We start from the raw sequence: 16012 nt of genomic DNA on the forward strand, positions 1-16012 counted from the left end.
CATGCGAAAACGCGATTGGACGACACAGCTTGCTCACACGATCAAGGCCGCCATAGAGCGGCCTTTTTCATGGGGCGAATTCGACTGCTGCCTATTCGCCGCCGACTGCGCTGTTGCGGTGTGCGGGGTAGATCCTGCCGACGCTTATAGGGGGAATTACGACACGGAGGCCGGCGCGAAGCGCCTGCTGAAGAAACTTCATGGATCGTTGGAGAGCGCTTGGGATGCGTGCTTTTCGCGGGTTCAGCCTGGGTTGATACAGCGAGGCGACATCGCGCTGTATGACGGCCCCAATGGCCGAGGCGTGGCGGTGTTTTGGGCAGATGAGTTCTGGTCGGTTTCCCCCAACGGGGTTTGCCGCATCGAGTGCAAGCCGTTGACGGTGTGGAGAGTTGAATGAGTTCAGCAGTTAGTAAAGTCGCCCAGATTGCCGTCGGGGCAGCGGTGGGCTTTGCTCAGGGCGGCCCATGGGGCGCTTTGGCTGGGGCTGCATTGGCTTTCTACGCCTCTTCGCAGCAGGACAAACTAGATACGGGTTCGCTGCGGGCCAGTGAGCCGTCGAGTCAGACCCTTCGGTCCTCCAAGGCCTCCGCGCGCTATGTGCTTGGTCGCGTCAGCACGGGTGGAGTGCTGGCCTGGGGGCAGGAGCAGGCAGGCGATCAGGCTGACGGCGAATGGTTGCACATGGTCTACGTCTTGTCCGAAGGCGCGATTGATGGTCTGGAGGATATCTATCTCGGCGAGGAAGTGATCCAAGCCTATGGCGAGTACGCTTCCTATGAGCTTGTCGTTGATCCGCTGCAGGTCAACGCCTTCTTGAAGACTAACTGCCCCGATTGGCGTGACACCCAGATTGGACGCGGACTGTCCTATGTACGCCTGTCTTTCAAATACAACGCCGAGAAATACCCGTCGGGCATCCCTGACGTTCGCTTCGTGATCAGAGGGCGGCGCGATATCTACGACCCGCGCACCGGCATGACGGGGTACAGCGCGAACACGGCGTTGCACATCCTCTGGTTTCTGCGGAACCGATGCGGCGTGCCGGATGACGAGATCGTTTTCGCGAGTTTCGCCAACAGTGCCAGCGTGTGCGACGAGACTGTTGCCAATCCTGACGGTACAACAGCGCCGCGTTACCACTCGGGTTGCGTGATTGGTGCGGACGAGTCCCGAACTCAGGTTATGCAGAAGCTGCAGGCAGCCTGTGGCGGCAAGCTGATACGAGTGGGCGGCCGCTGGATGCTTCAAGTCGGTGCTTATTACGGGCCGTATGATTTCGAGATAACCGAGGACATGGTGACAGGCACGGTCACCGGCAATACCGAGCCTACCAATGACTCGGCCATCAACACCGTGCGCGGCACCTTCATCGATCCGTCCCAGGCATGGGCGGAGACTGATTATCCCGAAGTCTCCGTAGCCGAGTGGGTCATCGCCGATGGCGGCGAAGCGGCGGAAACGCTGGCTTTCTCGTACGTGAGCAATCCATACCAGGCACAGCGCCTGGCGAACATTGAACTTCGCCGTCGCCGTGCTGGCGGTACGCTCAGCATTCCCATGAATTTCGTGGGTTACAACTGCCGGCCAGGCCGGTCGGTGAAGGTGAATCTGCCCTCACTGAACATCGTGGGTGAGTTCATCGTCACAGACTGGTCGATGGCGACAGATACCGGCTGCAGCGTGTCAGTCTCGCAGAATGAGCCGGCTATCTTCGATGATGCCGTGGCCCAGCCGTACAACCCGATCGGCTTCATCAACCTGCCGGCCGGCGGCCTGGGCAGCCCCACCAATGTGGCATGGACCCCCGACGATTCAGCCGAGGTTGTCCAGGGTGTTCTCAGCTGGACGCAGCCGGCCGGCATCGTTACAGGCTACGCCGTCACCGTCCGCCAGGGCAGCACCGCAGTGCAGGCGCAGCAGGTGCCAGAGACCACGCTGCAACTGCCGATCGCCGGCTTGCCATCTGGCAGCTACACGATGAGCGTGGCCGCGATAGGCCCGCAGGCCAGGTCCGGCGAGGCCAGCATCACAGCGAACATCGATGGCCCACCGATTCCAGAGGCGTGCCGGGTGCAGTCCACCATCGACACAATCTCGCTATTCCCGAGCAACGTGCAGCATGGGCTCAATGGCGGCACCTACGAGTACTTCTACAGTGAAGACCCGCAGGCCCCATTTTCGCAGGCGACTTACCTGGGGCAGGGCCTTAGCCTCACGCATACAGGTCTGGCGTTCTTCACCAATTACTTCTACTTCGTCCGCTCTCGCAACGCCTACGGGGTCAGCGACTTCGTAAAGATCGCCGCGTCCACGTCGAACGACGTTACCTCTATGCTGGCCGCGCTGTCGGGCAAGATCACCGAGAGCGAGCTTGGACAATCCTTGCTGAAGGAAATCCAGAAGATCCCTGGCTTGGAGGAGCAGATAGCTGCGCTGGACGGGCTCAAGGACTACAACAAGGATGAGTCCTACCAAAAGGGCCAGATGGTCGTGGTTGATGGCCGCATCTACCAGGCTCTGCAGGCTGTTGCAGCAGAGGCCTCTGGCGCCAATGCTCCGCCCAATGCTGGGCTCTGGGGCGACATTGGCCAGTCGATCGAGGCAGCCAATGGCGTGGCGCAGCAGGTGGCCACCAACACCGCCGATATTGCCGAAGTGGACGGCAAGGTCGCAGCTACGGCAGGCAGCCTACAAGCCCTGCGAGCTTCTGCCCGTGATGACGATGGTGAAGGGGATCTGCTGGACGCGCTGAAAGGCTGGGATAGCACCGCCAGCTACGCTCAAGAGGTCAAGGTGCGAGCGGAGGCTGACTTTGCGCAGACCCAGCGCACCACGACATTGGAATCCCGTGTTGGTGGTAATGAGAGTCGAATCGCCACGGTTGAAACGACGATCACGACCAATCAGCAATCCACGGCCACGGCGATACAACAGCTGAACGCCTCGATTGCCAGCAACTCTGCAGCGATCGAGCAAACCTCTTCTGCGTATGCCGACACGGCCGGCAAACTGTCCACAATGTGGGCTGTGAAGATGCAGGTCAACGCCCAGGGCCAGTATGTGGCAGCGGGAATTGGCCTGGGCATCGAGAACGGTCCAGCCGGCCTACAAAGCCAGTTCCTGGTCAGCGCCGACAGATTCGCGGTAGTCAATGGAGTGGACGGCGCTCTCTCTTCTCCATTCGTTGTGCAGAACGGCCAGGTGTTCATCAATCAGGCGTTTATAAATCAGGCATTTATCCAACAGATTATTCTTGGTATGACCCTCCGATCTCAGGCAACTGATGCGCAGGGCCGGCCGCTTATTGAACTCAATATGGTGAGCGGAACATTCTCACTGCGTGGTCAGGAAGCGGACGGGAGAATTTTGCTGAATAATTACGGCTTCTATACCTATGACGGTAATAATGTTAGACGAACCGCCCAGGGTAATTTGAGTAAAGGGTAGGCCTATGGATGTTTACGGATTCGAGGAGCGTGATTCTGGTAATAGGATTACGCTTTCCATGGACGACTTCACCTTGTTCAAACTTGCATCTATGCAGGTCCCGGCAGCGAACCGCACAGGGCAAGGCATACGCTCTGATTATATATTGTTTGATGTTCCCGGCTATGATCCAAGTAATTGCTTCGTGCTCATTACGCCTAGTCAATACGCTTCCTACGAACAGCCGGGTTACTCTGATGGTTGGGGAATGGTTCCGACCTACCGAGAGCTAGGCGGTACCCAAATAGCCATTTTTACCTATGTGAACATCAAATATCCCACGGGTGTGGGCAATGACTATCGAGATCAATGGGTGGAAAACACCTGCCCTTCAACCATTGAGGCAGTGAGGTTTAGATGAATGGCTGAGTACGGCTTTTCTGCTATCAACAACCAGCTTTCCGTGGTTATATCCAACAGATACAAGGTTCTCGTTTTCTCGGAGAGATCCCAGTTCAACATCAGATCATCCAAAACTGACGCCAACGGATATGGGGCTGCCACCTTCGCTAAGGTTGTCAGATCGCAAGAGGCGCCGCAGATATTTGTACGGGTTGTGAGTGCTAGCCATCCGAATTTGGGGCTCTACATCACTATCCTTGGTAGCCCTGGGGCATGGACAGGTTTCAGAGTTACCTCAGCCGCGCGCGGCGGCTCTACGCTACAGAACCATGTTGTGGAATTTGTAGTTTGCAAATTCACAGATTCCTATAATTCGCAGGTCTACGGGTCTGAGGTGAGGGGTGAAAATAATGAGCCCGTTTATTCATCTGCTGACAAGGTGGTAAAGTTCAGTAGGTTCACTAAGGCCTGGACGAAGTTGAATGGCTCGGGGGTTGATGAATACAAGAGCAACATGGTTATTGAGGGCGACGATTTTGTCAGTATATCCTCATTCGACAGGGGAGTGTCCTGGTTCATGAGAGGGGCTCGTTACGCCGGTCTAACTATACTAGACGCTGGAGCGCCGGCGCTTATAATATTTGTCACAAAGGATACTTCGATGGGGCCTTGGTTTTGGCAGGGTATCAATAATACAAATTTCTCAATTCCAATCTGCAAATTTCCGCCGTCGCGCTACGCAAATACCTAGAGGAGTTGATCTAAATGCCATGGTACAGATCAGGCAGTGTAGCAATCACGGCCGGCCAAACTACTGTTGTTGGCTCGAATACAGACTTCGCGGCGAATTCTCGAGTAGGGGACGCATTCCAAGGGCCAGACGGTCGCTGGTATGAAGTCGTCAACGTATCGAGTTCAGTGGTGCTGAGCATTCTTCCTGCGTATCAAGGACCAAGTATAGCCGGTGGTACTTACGGCCTTGCTCCTATGCAGGGGTATGTCAAAGATTCAGCAGATGCACTTCGGGCGCTCGTAGCTCAGTATGGAAACAAGATCGCTGCTCTGGGCACGACGGGAAATTTCGACGTTCTTCCGATTGAGAAGGGTGGGACCGGCGGAACCTCCCCAGCTTCCGCCCGCGCTGGCCTCGAGCTCGGGAGCGCCGCTCTGCGCAGTGTCGGGGTTGGCGCCGGCCAAGTGCTTACCGTTCCCGCGTTTGGCCTAGGCTCACGCGAGGCTATTGGTGGATCGTCCATCATGCCGGACATGAACCGACTTGAGACAAGTTTCGGCGTGATCGCTGATGCCACTGCGTACCGCCCCATCCCCTACGGTGTTTGCATGAACCTGGCATTCCCCGGCAACCCAGGCACGTACCTTGGCGCACAGCTTTACATGAGCACCTCACCTGGTGGCGTCATCGGGTTTCGCTCCGGGGATTACTCGACGGTGGGGTTCAACATCATCTACCACACCGGCAACACCACCCGCGCCGCTGACGGCACCTTGAAGGCCATATGACCATGACTCGAGCAGCAATCAATATTGCCGGCAGTGGCGAAATCCTCGACATCACGTCCTTGGGCAAATCGGACCTTTCGGTCGATCACCCAGGCCCTGGCCAGTACCTGGTGCACGGGACCTTGGGCATGGTGCCGCCGCCGGAGGGATGGGGCTACGTTATCAACCAGCTCGACGCTGGCGCCTCCATTTCGACCGGGTTCAATGAGGGCATGTTGGCGGTCAGCGTGGCCAAGGATGGCGAGCCGGCCGACCTCATTCACAGCATTACCCTGCACGTTTCTGTAGAAGATCTGCCAGCGGTGGAGCTTCCGCCTATGCAAGATCCCGCTGCAGCTGATCCGCTACTGACCGCCCAAGCGCAGGCATCGCGATACCGTGCGATCGCAGACGCTGCCATTGTGCCGCTGCAGGACGCAGTCGACTTGGAGGAGGCCACGGATGCCGAGCTCGCTCTGCTCAAGGAATGGAAGCGCTTCCGCGTGGCGCTGAACCGTCTTCCCGACCAAGAGGGCTACCCCGCCGATATCGACTGGCCGGCGCCGCCGGCCTGACCCACACCAAACCACCGACCGCCGCCTGGCGGTATTTTTTTGCCTGGAGAAAACCCATGCCGATCACCGAGCAGCAGCTGCTGCAGATCATGCCCAAGGCCCGGCCGGTTGCCGGCGCCTTCCTGCCCGCGCTTAACCGCGCCATGGTTCGTTGGCGCATTGACAGCCTGGTCCGTCAGGCTGCGTTCCTGGCCCAGGTCGCGCATGAGTCTGGCCAGCTGCGCAACCTGGTGGAGAACCTCAACTACAGCGCTGAAGCTCTAGTGCGCACTTGGCCAAGCCGGTTCACCGCGCAGACCGCCGCCGCGAATGCCCGGCAGCCGGAGAAAATCGCCAACAAGGCCTATGGCGGGCGGATGGGCAACGGTCCGGAGGTATCCGGCGATGGCTGGCGCTTCCGTGGGCGCGGCCTGCTGCAGGTCACTGGCCGGAGCAACTATCGCGAAGCCGGCGCGGGCCTGAGCCTGCCGCTCGAGGATGAACCCGATCTCCTCGAGCAGGCCGAGCACGCCGCTCAGTCGGCTGCCTGGTGGTGGGCCAAGCATGGACTGAACCAGCTGGCCGACGCCGGCCGCATCCGCGATATCGGCAGCATCATCAACACTGGCCAGCCGGGCAAGACACCACACGGCGCAGCTGAGCGGCTGGCGCTGTACGACATCGCGCTGAGGGTGCTGGCATGAATTCCTTCACATTAAGATCGCTGGTCCTTCTGGCGCTGCTCGCATCCTACTGGGGTGTGTACCAGCACGGCAGGGCAGTAGAGCGCGCGGACGCTGCACAGGCCTCCGCAAAACGAGACAGCGGCGATCGCCTGGCCGAGGTGATCGGCGAGCGCAGTGCGCGGCAAGAAGAACAACGACGTGCCCAGGCGCAGGAGGAGGCGAAAGCCAATGCTCATGAAGAACGAACGGTTGCTGCTGTTGGCGCTGCTGGCGCCGATGCTGCTGGCCAGCGGTTGCGCGACGAAGGAGCCAAGCTCGCCGCCACCGTCGGTTGCCCCGGCACGGATACCGCCGCTGTCGCCCGAGGCCAAACAGCCACCCGCGCCGCCATGGTGCTCTCCGACCTGCTCACACGGGCTGATGCTCGAGCGGGAGAGCTGGCGCAAGCTTATGACCAAGCCAAAATAGCGGGTCAGCTCTGCGAGGCGTCCTATAATGCGCTGATCGACTGATCGGAGCAGGTCATGGAGAAGCGGACTTTCATTGGCATGGTCGAGGCAGGGGAGCCTCTGCTCAAAGAGGCTCTCGATGCCATGCGCGCCTACCATGCGGCCCAAGACGCCGGGCAGCCTCCAGAGGAGGTGGAGCGGCTGCACCTGCTCGCAGAGTCCCTATTTCAGGTGGTCTGTGACTACCAGCTCCGCGTGGTCGCGAAAGCCAGAGGCAAGGATTTGCCTCCACTGCACTGAAGCCGCTGGCCGGTCATTGCGGCTACGAGGGCTGAGCCTTACGATGCTGTATACACATACAGTATTGGTGCCCTATGTATTTCCTCCTCGTTCGCCGCCGCGAGTATGGCGTGGCTATTCCTCATGACCAGCTCCGCAAGGTTCCAGCCCTGCGCGCTGACGTGCACATTGGCGATCATCACAGCGAGCCGCTCGGCCGTGTAGCCACGCAGGCCTGGGTATTCAACCCCACGCCCGGCGCTGACATCATTCCTCGGCTCCATGACGCCAAAGTCAATGGAATGGCGCAGCTTGGCATCAACATCAACGGTGTTGAGGAGATCGACGGCGTGATGTACGCGCAGTCGTGGTGGTGCAGGACAGAATGATGGGCAGCTTGCCAACGGCCTGGCTGGCCGAGCTCAACGACCACACCGCTCTGGTGACCGATCCGGATGGCCGAGCCAGGGTGCTGGCGGAAATGGCGTTCGCCGCCAGGAAACGGAGAGAGGTGGATGCCGATCAGCTCTCTGAAATGCTGGAATTCGCCGAGGCCGCGAGGCTTTGGGCGCTGACAGAGCATGAGGAGGCGTGGAGCTTGGGGTTGTTCCAGTACGAGAATTGGGTTGATAGCGAGCCAGGACGGATCGTGGTTGGCAGAACGCCAGTGAAGGGTAGCGGTGCTGTCTAATATTTGGGCCTGAAACAGCGGTTTTACTGGATGGAAACCGCCAAAAACGAGCAATGCATATCAGACAGCGAGGGTGCATAGGTCGCGGAACCCGAGGCCTTGAGGCTCATTGCCACACTACTCCTGCAGTATTGAGTTAACCTTTCAGCTCAGCGGGAAGGAGCCGCGGATTGTCCGTGGCGCTCAACATGGGCAGACCAACCCGCTTCTCGTATCATTGATCCACCTCACCTGGAATGATTTTCGTGAAACCGCCACCTGGAATTGTCTCGCCGATTCAATCTAACTCTGACGGGCCGAAATGGGATGTCGGAGAAGCGGTTGGCCAGCTTTCCTGGGATGACTTGCGGATTATCAAAACGCTAAGTGACTGTAGCAACCGTGCCGCCACGGCCAAAAAGCTCGGCATCAATGTGTCAACCGTTTCGCGCCGAGTCGCGCAAGTTGAGAAGACGCTCGGGGTTGCGCTGTTCGATCATCGCAAGGCGGGTTATCTGCTGACTGCAGAAGGGGCCGAGCTTCGTGCACTGGCCGAGCGCGTTGAGCTGGACATCGTCAGTGTCACCCGCAGGGTTTCCCGAGCTGGACAAGGTCCATTGGGAAAGCTGCGAATCACTACCAGCGACTCGCTGCTGCTGTACTTTCTCACGCCGATCATCGCAGACTTCCAAGCTCTCAATGAGGGGATCACCGTGGAAGTTCTGGTCGGCAACCAGACGCTGAGTCTCGCTAGGGACGAGTCGGATATCGCGGTGCGTGCGACAAAAAAACCAACGGACACCCTTGTGGGTCGCAAGCTCGCCAACATCGCCTGGGCGGCATATGGCAGCGTCAAGCAGGCGGCGATTGCCGATCCCTTCGCTGAAGGTGAGGCATGGGTGTCCTACTCGGGAGGTCTGTGCGGTTTGAAGGCAACGAGCTACGTCGAATGTCGGGTGCCCCCGGAGAATATTTCTTACCGCACCGATTCCGTGGCCGCAGCAAGTGCCGCCATTGCAGCGGGTCTGGGATTTGGCTTCCTGCCCTGCATGCTGGGAGACATCACCCCCGGGTTGGCTCGGGTAGGCCCAGTGGTGCAAGAGCTCCAGGATGAGTTGTGGCTGCTTACCCACCAGGACATCAGGAAGTCCTGGCGAGTGAAAGCATTCATGACATTCTGCGCAGCGGCCGTGGCGGATCTCAAAGCGCTGATCGAAGGTCAGCAGGCCATCCCGGCTTCATAGCTGAAACCGGGAGCGCCTGTCATTTGGCCTGGGCGCCGATCACAGCACGGCACACAATCTCGATCAGCTGGGGACGCTGGGCTAGCCGCGATACACCGATGATGTTGCTGGCCGCCTCCGGGCGCTCTGTGCCATAGGCCGCTTTGCGCACCTTGCCAACTACGGCAAAGGCGGCGTCCATGTCCAGCACATACAGCGTCTCCTCGACGACATCCTGCATTGTGGCGCCATACAAGGCCAGTAACTTGGCAATGTTGTCGTAGGAAACCCGCATCTGCTCGCCCATTGACGAGAAATCGCTCGGTCGACCGTCAGCATCGAGTGGTGCCGGCGCTACCAGGTTGCCCTCTTCGTCATGGTTGAACTGCCCCGAGATGAAGATCTCGTTCCCAACCCGCCGCGCTTGCGGATAGCCGTAGCCCTCTTCCCATGAAACGCCCCAGTAGGCGGTGTCGTCGTTGAAAGGTCGTGAAGCGGCCATTGAATTCCCCTTGGCGAAAATGGATCTACGTGATCCGACTGGCCGAGATCCTAGCAGCGGATTGGACGCAACCTATGGCGCATTAATGCGCCCTCAAAAGTGCAAAGGTGCGCCACCGCTTCGCTTAGCGTTTCGCTATCTTGTGCTGGCATTCGGCGACGACCCGCCGAAAACTTTCGCTCCATCATTCAGCAAAAGGGAAGAACAATGAGCAATCCACAGACTGAAGTCCTGACTCCGCTCAACTGCCAAGTGATCTTCATCGATCAGCAGCCGCAGATGGCTTTCGGCGTGCAGAGCATTGACCGGCAGACGTTGAAGAACAACACCGTAGGCCTGGCCAAAGCAGCCAAAATCTTCAATGTGCCCACTACCTTCACTACCGTCGAGACAGAGAGCTTCTCCGGGCATACCTATCCTGAACTGCTCGCGGTCTTTCCTGAAGCACCGTTGCTGGAGCGCACGTCCATGAATTCCTGGGATGACCAGAAGGTTCGTGATGCGCTGAAGAAGAATGGTCGGAACAAGATCATCGTTTCAGGCCTGTGGACTGAGGTCTGTAATACCACCTTCGCACTGTCTGCAATGCACGATGCAGGCTATGAAATCTATATGGTTGCCGACGCTTCCGGGGGCACCACCAAAGAAGCTCACGACTACGCTATGCAGCGCATGATCCAGGCGGGCGTTGTGCCAGTCACCTGGCAGCAGGTGCTATTGGAGTGGCAGCGGGACTGGAAAAACCGCGACACCTACGATGCTGTTATGGACCTGGTCAAAGAGCATTCCGGCGCCTACGGCATGGGCGTCGACTACGCCTACACAATGGTGCACAAAGCGCCAGAGCGCGTTCAGCACGGTCCCACCTTGGCGCCTGTGCCCGCAGCGATCTGAGAACTTATCAGCCCCAGACCTGCTTTATGATCTGCAAGGAGGGGCTGGCACGAACGGTTCCGGGCTAGAGAATCGAGACGGCGTCTTCTGAGGCTTCAGGAGAGGTTTCGCGAGCGGTACTGCCCGGATCTGCTCTCCTCGACTTTTTCAGGATGAATTGCTCCTCATGAACAATGCTAACGGCATCGTTATAGCCACCGTCTCGATTCAGTCAACGGGGCGGCTCAAACCCTGGCAGGTCACAACCGCCAAGCAAATGATGTTGGATCATCTGGATATTGGTATATCGGTGACTGCACTTGCCGCAGCCTGTGGTTTATCGCGCAGCCATTTCTCGCGGATGTTCAAATCATCCACACAGGTATCTCCGCAACAATGGTTGCGTGAGCAGCGCCTCATGAAGAGTAAAGCTCTGCTGGAAGCGTCTACGATGATGCTTGCCGAGATTGCGCTAGAGTGCGGCTTCTACGATCAACCACATTTCTGTCGAGCATTTATGAAATCTGAGGGGATAACGCCTCAGGCGTGGCAGCAACATGCGGCTTAGCCGAGATCACATATCGCTGAGCTTGATGCATACTCCCATGGCTGATTTCGCTCGCTAGCTCGCATTTTTGGCGTCCGTTGCCACGGGACAATTCCAAGCAGTCTCCAAGACGACTCTCCAAGAGAGGGTTGTGAGTCCAGATCATACTTTTGAATTACGAACCGCCAAAGCCTCCAACAGGGGAAGCCTGTTGAGAGTAGTTACCTGATCGCGAAAGCTGGATGCAGCTGAGATGTCTTTCTGTGTCGGGGTTAGGGGAGCGTTTCTGATAACCGATCCGGAAGGCCGAGTCCTGGTGCTGGCGGAAATGGCGTTCTCCGTCAGGGAGCGTAAGCGTCCGGCGAACTCACCTTCCGATCTCCAGCTCTAAGGGCGATGGTGTTGGCCCGGCGCGACATTATGCCTAACGGATCAGACACGGTCATGGGAAAGGTACGTCTTGACCGGCAGAAATCGACCCAAAGCTGCCGTCCGCGAAGCAGCAAGAGGCCTGTAGCGTCTCTCCGACTCTACTGCTCGACGGGATCATCATGACGCACTTCGCTAACAGGCATGGTCTAGTTCAAAAACACCCTCTTGGCTCTGTGTGGCTAGTCCAAGCGTGGCTAGAGTGGGCTCCAACGGACACCAACCCACTGCGAGTACCAGCCCATGAACAACCGCATTGACTACTTCAAGCTGTCTCCCCAAGCGTCCAACAAACTAGTGGAGCTGACCCTGCAACTGAGCAAGAAGCCATTGATGGTCGATGTTGCCCACCTGATCATGTTGCGGGCTTCGCAGCTCAACGGCTGTGCGTTTTGCGTGGATATGCATGTGAAAGAGGCGAAGATCCATGGCGAGCGCGAGTTGCGTCTTCACCACGTCGCCGTCTGGCGTGAGTCGCAGCTGTTTACGCCCGTAGAGCGGGCGGCGCTGGAGTGGACTGAAGCCTTGACCCAGTTGTCGCCTCATGGTATCTCCGACAGCCTCTATGCGCGTGCACGCGAGCAGTTTTCCGAGCACGATCTGTCGGATCTGTCGTTCCTGATCGTCGCCATTAACGGCTGGAACCGCCTCAATGTAGCTTTCCAGGCCATCCCAGGCTCATCCGATGAACTGTTCGGCCTGAGCCAGGCCAACCTCAACTGAGTAACGTGCTGATCACCGCGCCAAGCTGCTCGCCTGGAGCAGCCGTGGCGCAGTTGGTAAAGCTCAGTAGCAGACCCGACTGACGCTGAGACGAGGCAGCCCAGCGCGACAACGCCTGTACCGACATGCTCCTGCCCAGCAGCTGCTCGGCCAGGGCGGTGTCGTTTACGTCCTTCGGCAGACGCAGTACCAGGTGCATCCCGCCCGGAGAGCGCTCCACCTGCATACCCAGCGGCAAACTTCGCTCCAGTGCTTCGATGGTCAATGCCCGTCGCTCGTTGTAGAGACGGCGCATGCGTTGGATATGCCGGGCAAAGTGTCCTTCAGCAACGAACTCCGCCACCATGGCCTGGGTTATTGACGGTGAGCCGGCAGCGAATAAGGCCCGGCCGACGCGTTCGAACGCTGCCACCTGGGCCTGCGGCACCACCAGATAAGCCAGGCGAAGGCTGGGAAACAGCACCTTGCTGAAGGTCCCGGCATACAGCACGCGCCCATGACGATCCAAGCTGGCTAGTGCTGGGAGTGGACGGCTGACGTAGCGATACTCGCCGTCGTAATCGTCTTCGACAATCCACCCCCCGGTGCGGGCAGCCCAATCCAATAGCAATTGTCGGCGTGGCAACGACAGTGCCATCGACAGCGGGCTCTGATGCCCCGGTGTCACCATGGCGACCTGCGCAGCCCGCCCTCCCGCGATGGCGTGCTCTACGTTCATGCCATCGGCGTCAACCGGCACCGCTTCCAGCTCCAGCCCGAATTGGCGAAGCACTTGGCGCGTGGGGGGATAGCCCGGGTCCTCCACCCAGGCTCGTGTCCCTGGCTGGAACAAGGTATGCGCGATCAACGTCAGGCTATTGCGCCAACCGCTGGTGACAAACACCTGGTGGGCACCGCAATCTATGCCTCGGGATACCTGCAAATACGAGGCGATGGCGCTGCGCAACGCTGCCAAGCCGTGGGGTGCCGGGTAGTCCAGATCTCCCAGACCCATCCCGCGTAGATACCGGGCGCCCAGACGCGCCCATATCTTGCGCGGAAACGCATCTAGCGCCGGCACCCCCATCTGGAACGGCAACAGCTGCGGCGGACGCCAGAGCGAATCAGGAGAGTCTTCGATGACAGTGCTACTGACGGGTGATGTGCTGGCCGCCAACCCGGGCTTCTTCAGTTCAGGATTGATCACGGTGCCTTTCTGCCCGAGCGCAAGGAGGTAGCCCTCGCTGGCTAGCAGTGAGTAGGCCAGTTCGACGGTCCCACGGGCCACACCCAGTTCCTTGGCCATGGCCCGCGCCGACGGCAAGCGGTCACCGGCGGACAACGTGCCGGCGGCAATGGCGGCCAGCACGCGGTCGTAGAGTTGACGATACAGAGGCAGCACGGACTGCCCTTCCAAGGGAGCGAAAGGCGGCTTTGGGGAAGTGATCATGGACTAGTTCGTATCCCATTTCTTGGCTCAATCAAGTAGGTCAATAGTAGTCCAAGATAGCGCCATCACTTACTCATTAGGCCAATCCCGTGACATCTACGTTGACCAACTTCATACCCAGCGTGCTCGACCTGGCCGACACGGCCCTGCGCCCCCTCGACAACATCCATGACCTGCGCAGCGCATTCCCGGTAATGCAGCAATTGCGCCCTCATCTGACCAGCGAAGCCGACTTCACCAGCCGCATCGAGCGTATGCGTGTTGAAGGCTATCGCCTCATTGGCGCGTACGACTCAAGCGTTCTTGTGGCATTGGCGGGTTACCGCCTACAGGAAAGCCTGGTCTATGGCGCATTCCTGTATGTCGATGACCTTATCACCGCCGAGGGTCATCGGGGTGGCCAGTGGGGGGCGCGCTTGTTACAAGCCTTGGAGCGACTGGCCCGCGCCAGCGGCTGTGCGCGCCTGGCGCTCGACACAGGTTTGGCCAACGCCCGAGCGCAACGTTTCTACTTCCGTGAAGGCCTGCTGACTGGGGCAATGCGCTTTCAAAAACAGTTCGATACGCAATAACCCGCTTACATCCAAGGAGGCAAACATCATGACATCGTCCCGACCGCTACTTGCTCCTTTGCGCGTTCTTCGCCTGGTCGCCAGCCCCAACGCGAACCATTCGGAAAGTCTGAAGCTGTCCCAGCAGATCCTGTTTGCCTTGGCCACCAAGGCCGGCAGAAGGGGTATCCAGTTGACCGATCTAGACCTCAACGCCTTGGCACCCGTCGATGCGCCTTACGCCCAGGCACTAGCCAATCAGCGCGTAGTCACGGTAAGCGGGCGGGACAGTACGTTGAGCCGTTCCAACGAATTAATCGACCAGCTGCAAGCATGCGACGTACTGCTGATTGCCACGCCGATGCACAACTACAGCGTGCCCGCCCCACTCAAGATGTGGATCGACCAAGTGGTACGCGTGGGTAAAACCTTTGTTGGCACCGCCAAAGGCAAAATCGGAAAGCTGACGGATCGTCCGGTTTATGTCGCAATCGCTAGCGGGGGCTACATCAGCGGCCCGCAGGCCCGCCAACCAGACTTTCTGCGCCCCTACCTGTCTGCCGTCCTCGCCACCATTGGTCTCACTCAAGTGCATTACTTTACCGTTGAGGGTACCGCGAAAGGGGTGGAGCCACTGAGTACTGGAAGGGCAACAGGGTACGGTGATGTGCAGGCGTTCTTTGGTAGGCATAGCCGTCGAGTGGGACAAGTCTAGAGTCTGCTTCAAGGCCGACATCTACTCCAAGCGCTTAAGTTTGTATCTCAACTGGCCCGTATGCCAACAAGCGGCCACGCTCTTCGTCACTCATACAAAGGAAAAGAAATCATGAATCGACTCAATTGGTTTGAAGCTTCGCCTGGTGCAGCAAGGGCCCTCGGCGGGCTGCATCATTTCGTGACCACCGCGACAAATTTGCCAGCCTCGTTGATCCACCTCGTGTTTCTCAGGGTTTCTCAAATCAACGGGTGCGCTCATTGCATTGATCTCCACTCACGCGATCTGATCAAAGCAGGTGTATCAGTGGACAAAGTGCTGTTAGTCCCAGTATGGCATGAAGCAGAATATTTGTTCTCGGATCAGGAGCGCTCAGCACTGGCTTGGGCGGAAGAAGTCACCAGGGTAAGCGAGACACAGGTATCCGACGAAGCTTATGCAGCAGCATCGGCAGTGTTTGCAGAAAAGGATCTTGTTGAACTTACAGCGGCCATTGCAGCGATGAATGCATTTAACCGTATGGGCGTCAGCTTCCGACTCAAACCTGCGGCTAGGGCTTGATGACCGAGTGACTTGGCCTGGAGAGGTAATACTTCGGAGACGGCACATCGCTTGTATCGCGTACCGTCTGCCTTAGGCCAATTGCTGCCCTTTCCGAGCGACCGCTATGGATCGATACCTGCCGGTCAAGGCGTACCCATGCACTGGTCAAGCCCGATGCAAATGGCTGGTCAAGTCGAATGCAACCAAGTGGTCAAGTGGGACGGGGAGCGGCGAGAGGTGGACGCCGATCAGCTCTCCGAAATGCTGGAGCTCGCTGAGGCCGCGAGGCTTTGGGCACTGACAGAGCGCGAGGAGGCGTGGAGCTTGGGGTTGTTCCAGTACGAGAATTGGGTGGACATCGAGCCAGGACGGATCGTGGTTGGCAGAACGCCAGGGAGGATAGGGGGGCTGTCTAATACTTGGGCCAGTACCGGAAGGTTGGCAAAATAGCCCGAAAATCAGTTCCAAAACTTTTGCGGCAACCCTTGTAGGATGCGGGCTGCAGGCC

Annotated in this window: 20 protein-coding genes and 1 pseudogene; 19 read left to right on the plus strand and 2 right to left on the minus strand. The window is 58.5% G+C overall.

Features of this window, described 5'->3' with window-relative positions; translation table 11 throughout:
* The first annotated feature begins 1 nt into the window (after position 1).
* From FS665_RS01810 to FS665_RS01865, 12 genes are all read left to right on the plus strand, one after another.
* Entirely contained in the window at positions 2 to 400 is a 399-nt protein-coding gene (locus FS665_RS01810) for a hypothetical protein (RefSeq protein ID WP_145182483.1), read from the plus strand.
* Positions 397 to 3450 (plus strand): DUF1983 domain-containing protein, encoded by a 3054-nt coding sequence (locus tag FS665_RS01815; protein WP_145182486.1) that lies wholly within the window; start codon positions 397 to 399, stop codon positions 3448 to 3450. The genes FS665_RS01810 and FS665_RS01815 overlap by 4 nt, the downstream gene beginning before the upstream one ends.
* 58 nt (positions 3451 to 3508) lie before the next feature.
* Complete coding sequence (locus FS665_RS01820) at positions 3509 to 3850, plus strand: hypothetical protein (RefSeq protein WP_256674884.1); 342 nt, start codon at positions 3509 to 3511, stop codon at positions 3848 to 3850.
* Positions 3851 to 4582: a hypothetical protein gene (locus tag FS665_RS01825; RefSeq protein ID WP_145182493.1), complete on the plus strand. Its 732-nt coding sequence runs from the start codon at positions 3851 to 3853 to the stop codon at positions 4580 to 4582.
* Positions 4583 to 5088: 506 nt separating this feature from the next.
* On the plus strand, positions 5089 to 5352 hold the full coding sequence (locus FS665_RS01830; protein WP_145182496.1) for a hypothetical protein: 264 nt from the start codon (positions 5089 to 5091) through the stop codon (positions 5350 to 5352).
* A gap of 2 nt (positions 5353 to 5354) precedes the next feature.
* Entirely contained in the window at positions 5355 to 5906 is a 552-nt protein-coding gene (locus tag FS665_RS23795; RefSeq protein WP_306102568.1) for a tail fiber assembly protein, read from the plus strand.
* A 56-nt stretch (positions 5907 to 5962) separates the two neighbouring features.
* Positions 5963 to 6589 (plus strand): glycoside hydrolase family 19 protein, encoded by a 627-nt coding sequence (locus FS665_RS01840; RefSeq protein WP_145182501.1) that lies wholly within the window; start codon positions 5963 to 5965, stop codon positions 6587 to 6589.
* On the plus strand, positions 6586 to 7083 hold the full coding sequence (locus tag FS665_RS01845; protein WP_145182504.1) for a DUF2514 domain-containing protein: 498 nt from the start codon (positions 6586 to 6588) through the stop codon (positions 7081 to 7083). Before FS665_RS01840 ends, FS665_RS01845 begins: the two co-directional genes overlap by 4 nt.
* Before the next feature lie 12 nt (positions 7084 to 7095).
* A complete protein-coding gene (locus FS665_RS01850; protein WP_145182507.1) occupies positions 7096 to 7320 on the plus strand; it encodes a hypothetical protein in 225 nt (74 codons plus the stop codon).
* A gap of 74 nt (positions 7321 to 7394) precedes the next feature.
* Positions 7395 to 7688: a hypothetical protein gene (locus tag FS665_RS01855; RefSeq protein WP_145182510.1), complete on the plus strand. Its 294-nt coding sequence runs from the start codon at positions 7395 to 7397 to the stop codon at positions 7686 to 7688.
* Positions 7685 to 7990, plus strand: a complete 306-nt coding sequence (locus FS665_RS01860; RefSeq protein ID WP_145182513.1) for a hypothetical protein — start codon at positions 7685 to 7687, stop codon at positions 7988 to 7990. The genes FS665_RS01855 and FS665_RS01860 overlap by 4 nt, the downstream gene beginning before the upstream one ends.
* Before the next feature lie 236 nt (positions 7991 to 8226).
* Positions 8227 to 9213 carry a LysR family transcriptional regulator gene (locus FS665_RS01865; RefSeq protein ID WP_178108277.1) on the plus strand — a complete coding sequence of 329 codons (987 nt, stop codon included), beginning with the start codon at positions 8227 to 8229 and terminating at the stop codon, positions 9211 to 9213.
* A gap of 19 nt (positions 9214 to 9232) precedes the next feature.
* On the opposite strand, the gene FS665_RS01870 is transcribed toward FS665_RS01865, so the two are convergent.
* A complete protein-coding gene (locus tag FS665_RS01870) occupies positions 9233 to 9694 on the minus strand; it encodes a RidA family protein (protein WP_145182516.1) in 462 nt (153 codons plus the stop codon).
* Positions 9695 to 9901: 207 nt separating this feature from the next.
* Between FS665_RS01870 and FS665_RS01875 the strand changes: the two genes are divergently transcribed.
* The 3 genes from FS665_RS01875 (at position 9902) to FS665_RS01885 (ending at position 12266) form a co-directional block, all read left to right on the plus strand.
* A complete protein-coding gene (locus tag FS665_RS01875) occupies positions 9902 to 10588 on the plus strand; it encodes a hydrolase (RefSeq protein ID WP_145182519.1) in 687 nt (228 codons plus the stop codon).
* A 166-nt stretch (positions 10589 to 10754) separates the two neighbouring features.
* Positions 10755 to 11135 carry an AraC family transcriptional regulator gene (locus FS665_RS01880; RefSeq protein ID WP_145182522.1) on the plus strand — a complete coding sequence of 127 codons (381 nt, stop codon included), beginning with the start codon at positions 10755 to 10757 and terminating at the stop codon, positions 11133 to 11135.
* A gap of 651 nt (positions 11136 to 11786) precedes the next feature.
* A complete protein-coding gene (locus tag FS665_RS01885) occupies positions 11787 to 12266 on the plus strand; it encodes a carboxymuconolactone decarboxylase family protein (RefSeq protein ID WP_145182525.1) in 480 nt (159 codons plus the stop codon).
* On the opposite strand, the gene FS665_RS01890 is transcribed toward FS665_RS01885, so the two are convergent.
* Positions 12259 to 13695: a PLP-dependent aminotransferase family protein gene (locus FS665_RS01890; RefSeq protein ID WP_145182528.1), complete on the minus strand. Its 1437-nt coding sequence runs from the start codon at positions 13693 to 13695 to the stop codon at positions 12259 to 12261. The genes FS665_RS01885 and FS665_RS01890 overlap by 8 nt on opposite strands.
* A gap of 89 nt (positions 13696 to 13784) precedes the next feature.
* Here FS665_RS01890 and FS665_RS01895 point away from each other — a divergent pair, with 89 nt between their 5' ends.
* The 4 genes and pseudogenes from FS665_RS01895 to FS665_RS23610 form a co-directional block, all read left to right on the plus strand.
* Positions 13785 to 14267: a GNAT family N-acetyltransferase gene (locus tag FS665_RS01895; RefSeq protein ID WP_145182531.1), complete on the plus strand. Its 483-nt coding sequence runs from the start codon at positions 13785 to 13787 to the stop codon at positions 14265 to 14267.
* A 28-nt stretch (positions 14268 to 14295) separates the two neighbouring features.
* Entirely contained in the window at positions 14296 to 14961 is a 666-nt protein-coding gene (locus tag FS665_RS01900) for an FMN-dependent NADH-azoreductase (RefSeq protein WP_145182534.1), read from the plus strand.
* Between the two features lie 111 nt (positions 14962 to 15072).
* Positions 15073 to 15522 (plus strand): carboxymuconolactone decarboxylase family protein, encoded by a 450-nt coding sequence (locus tag FS665_RS01905; RefSeq protein ID WP_145182537.1) that lies wholly within the window; start codon positions 15073 to 15075, stop codon positions 15520 to 15522.
* A gap of 210 nt (positions 15523 to 15732) precedes the next feature.
* Positions 15733 to 15954 (plus strand): annotated as a pseudogene (locus FS665_RS23610) (hypothetical protein); the annotation flags it as partial.
* Positions 15955 to 16012 lie beyond the last annotated feature (58 nt).

The organism is Pseudomonas sp. URMO17WK12:I11 (genome assembly GCF_007677725.1).
Lineage (GTDB): Bacteria > Pseudomonadota > Gammaproteobacteria > Pseudomonadales > Pseudomonadaceae > Aquipseudomonas.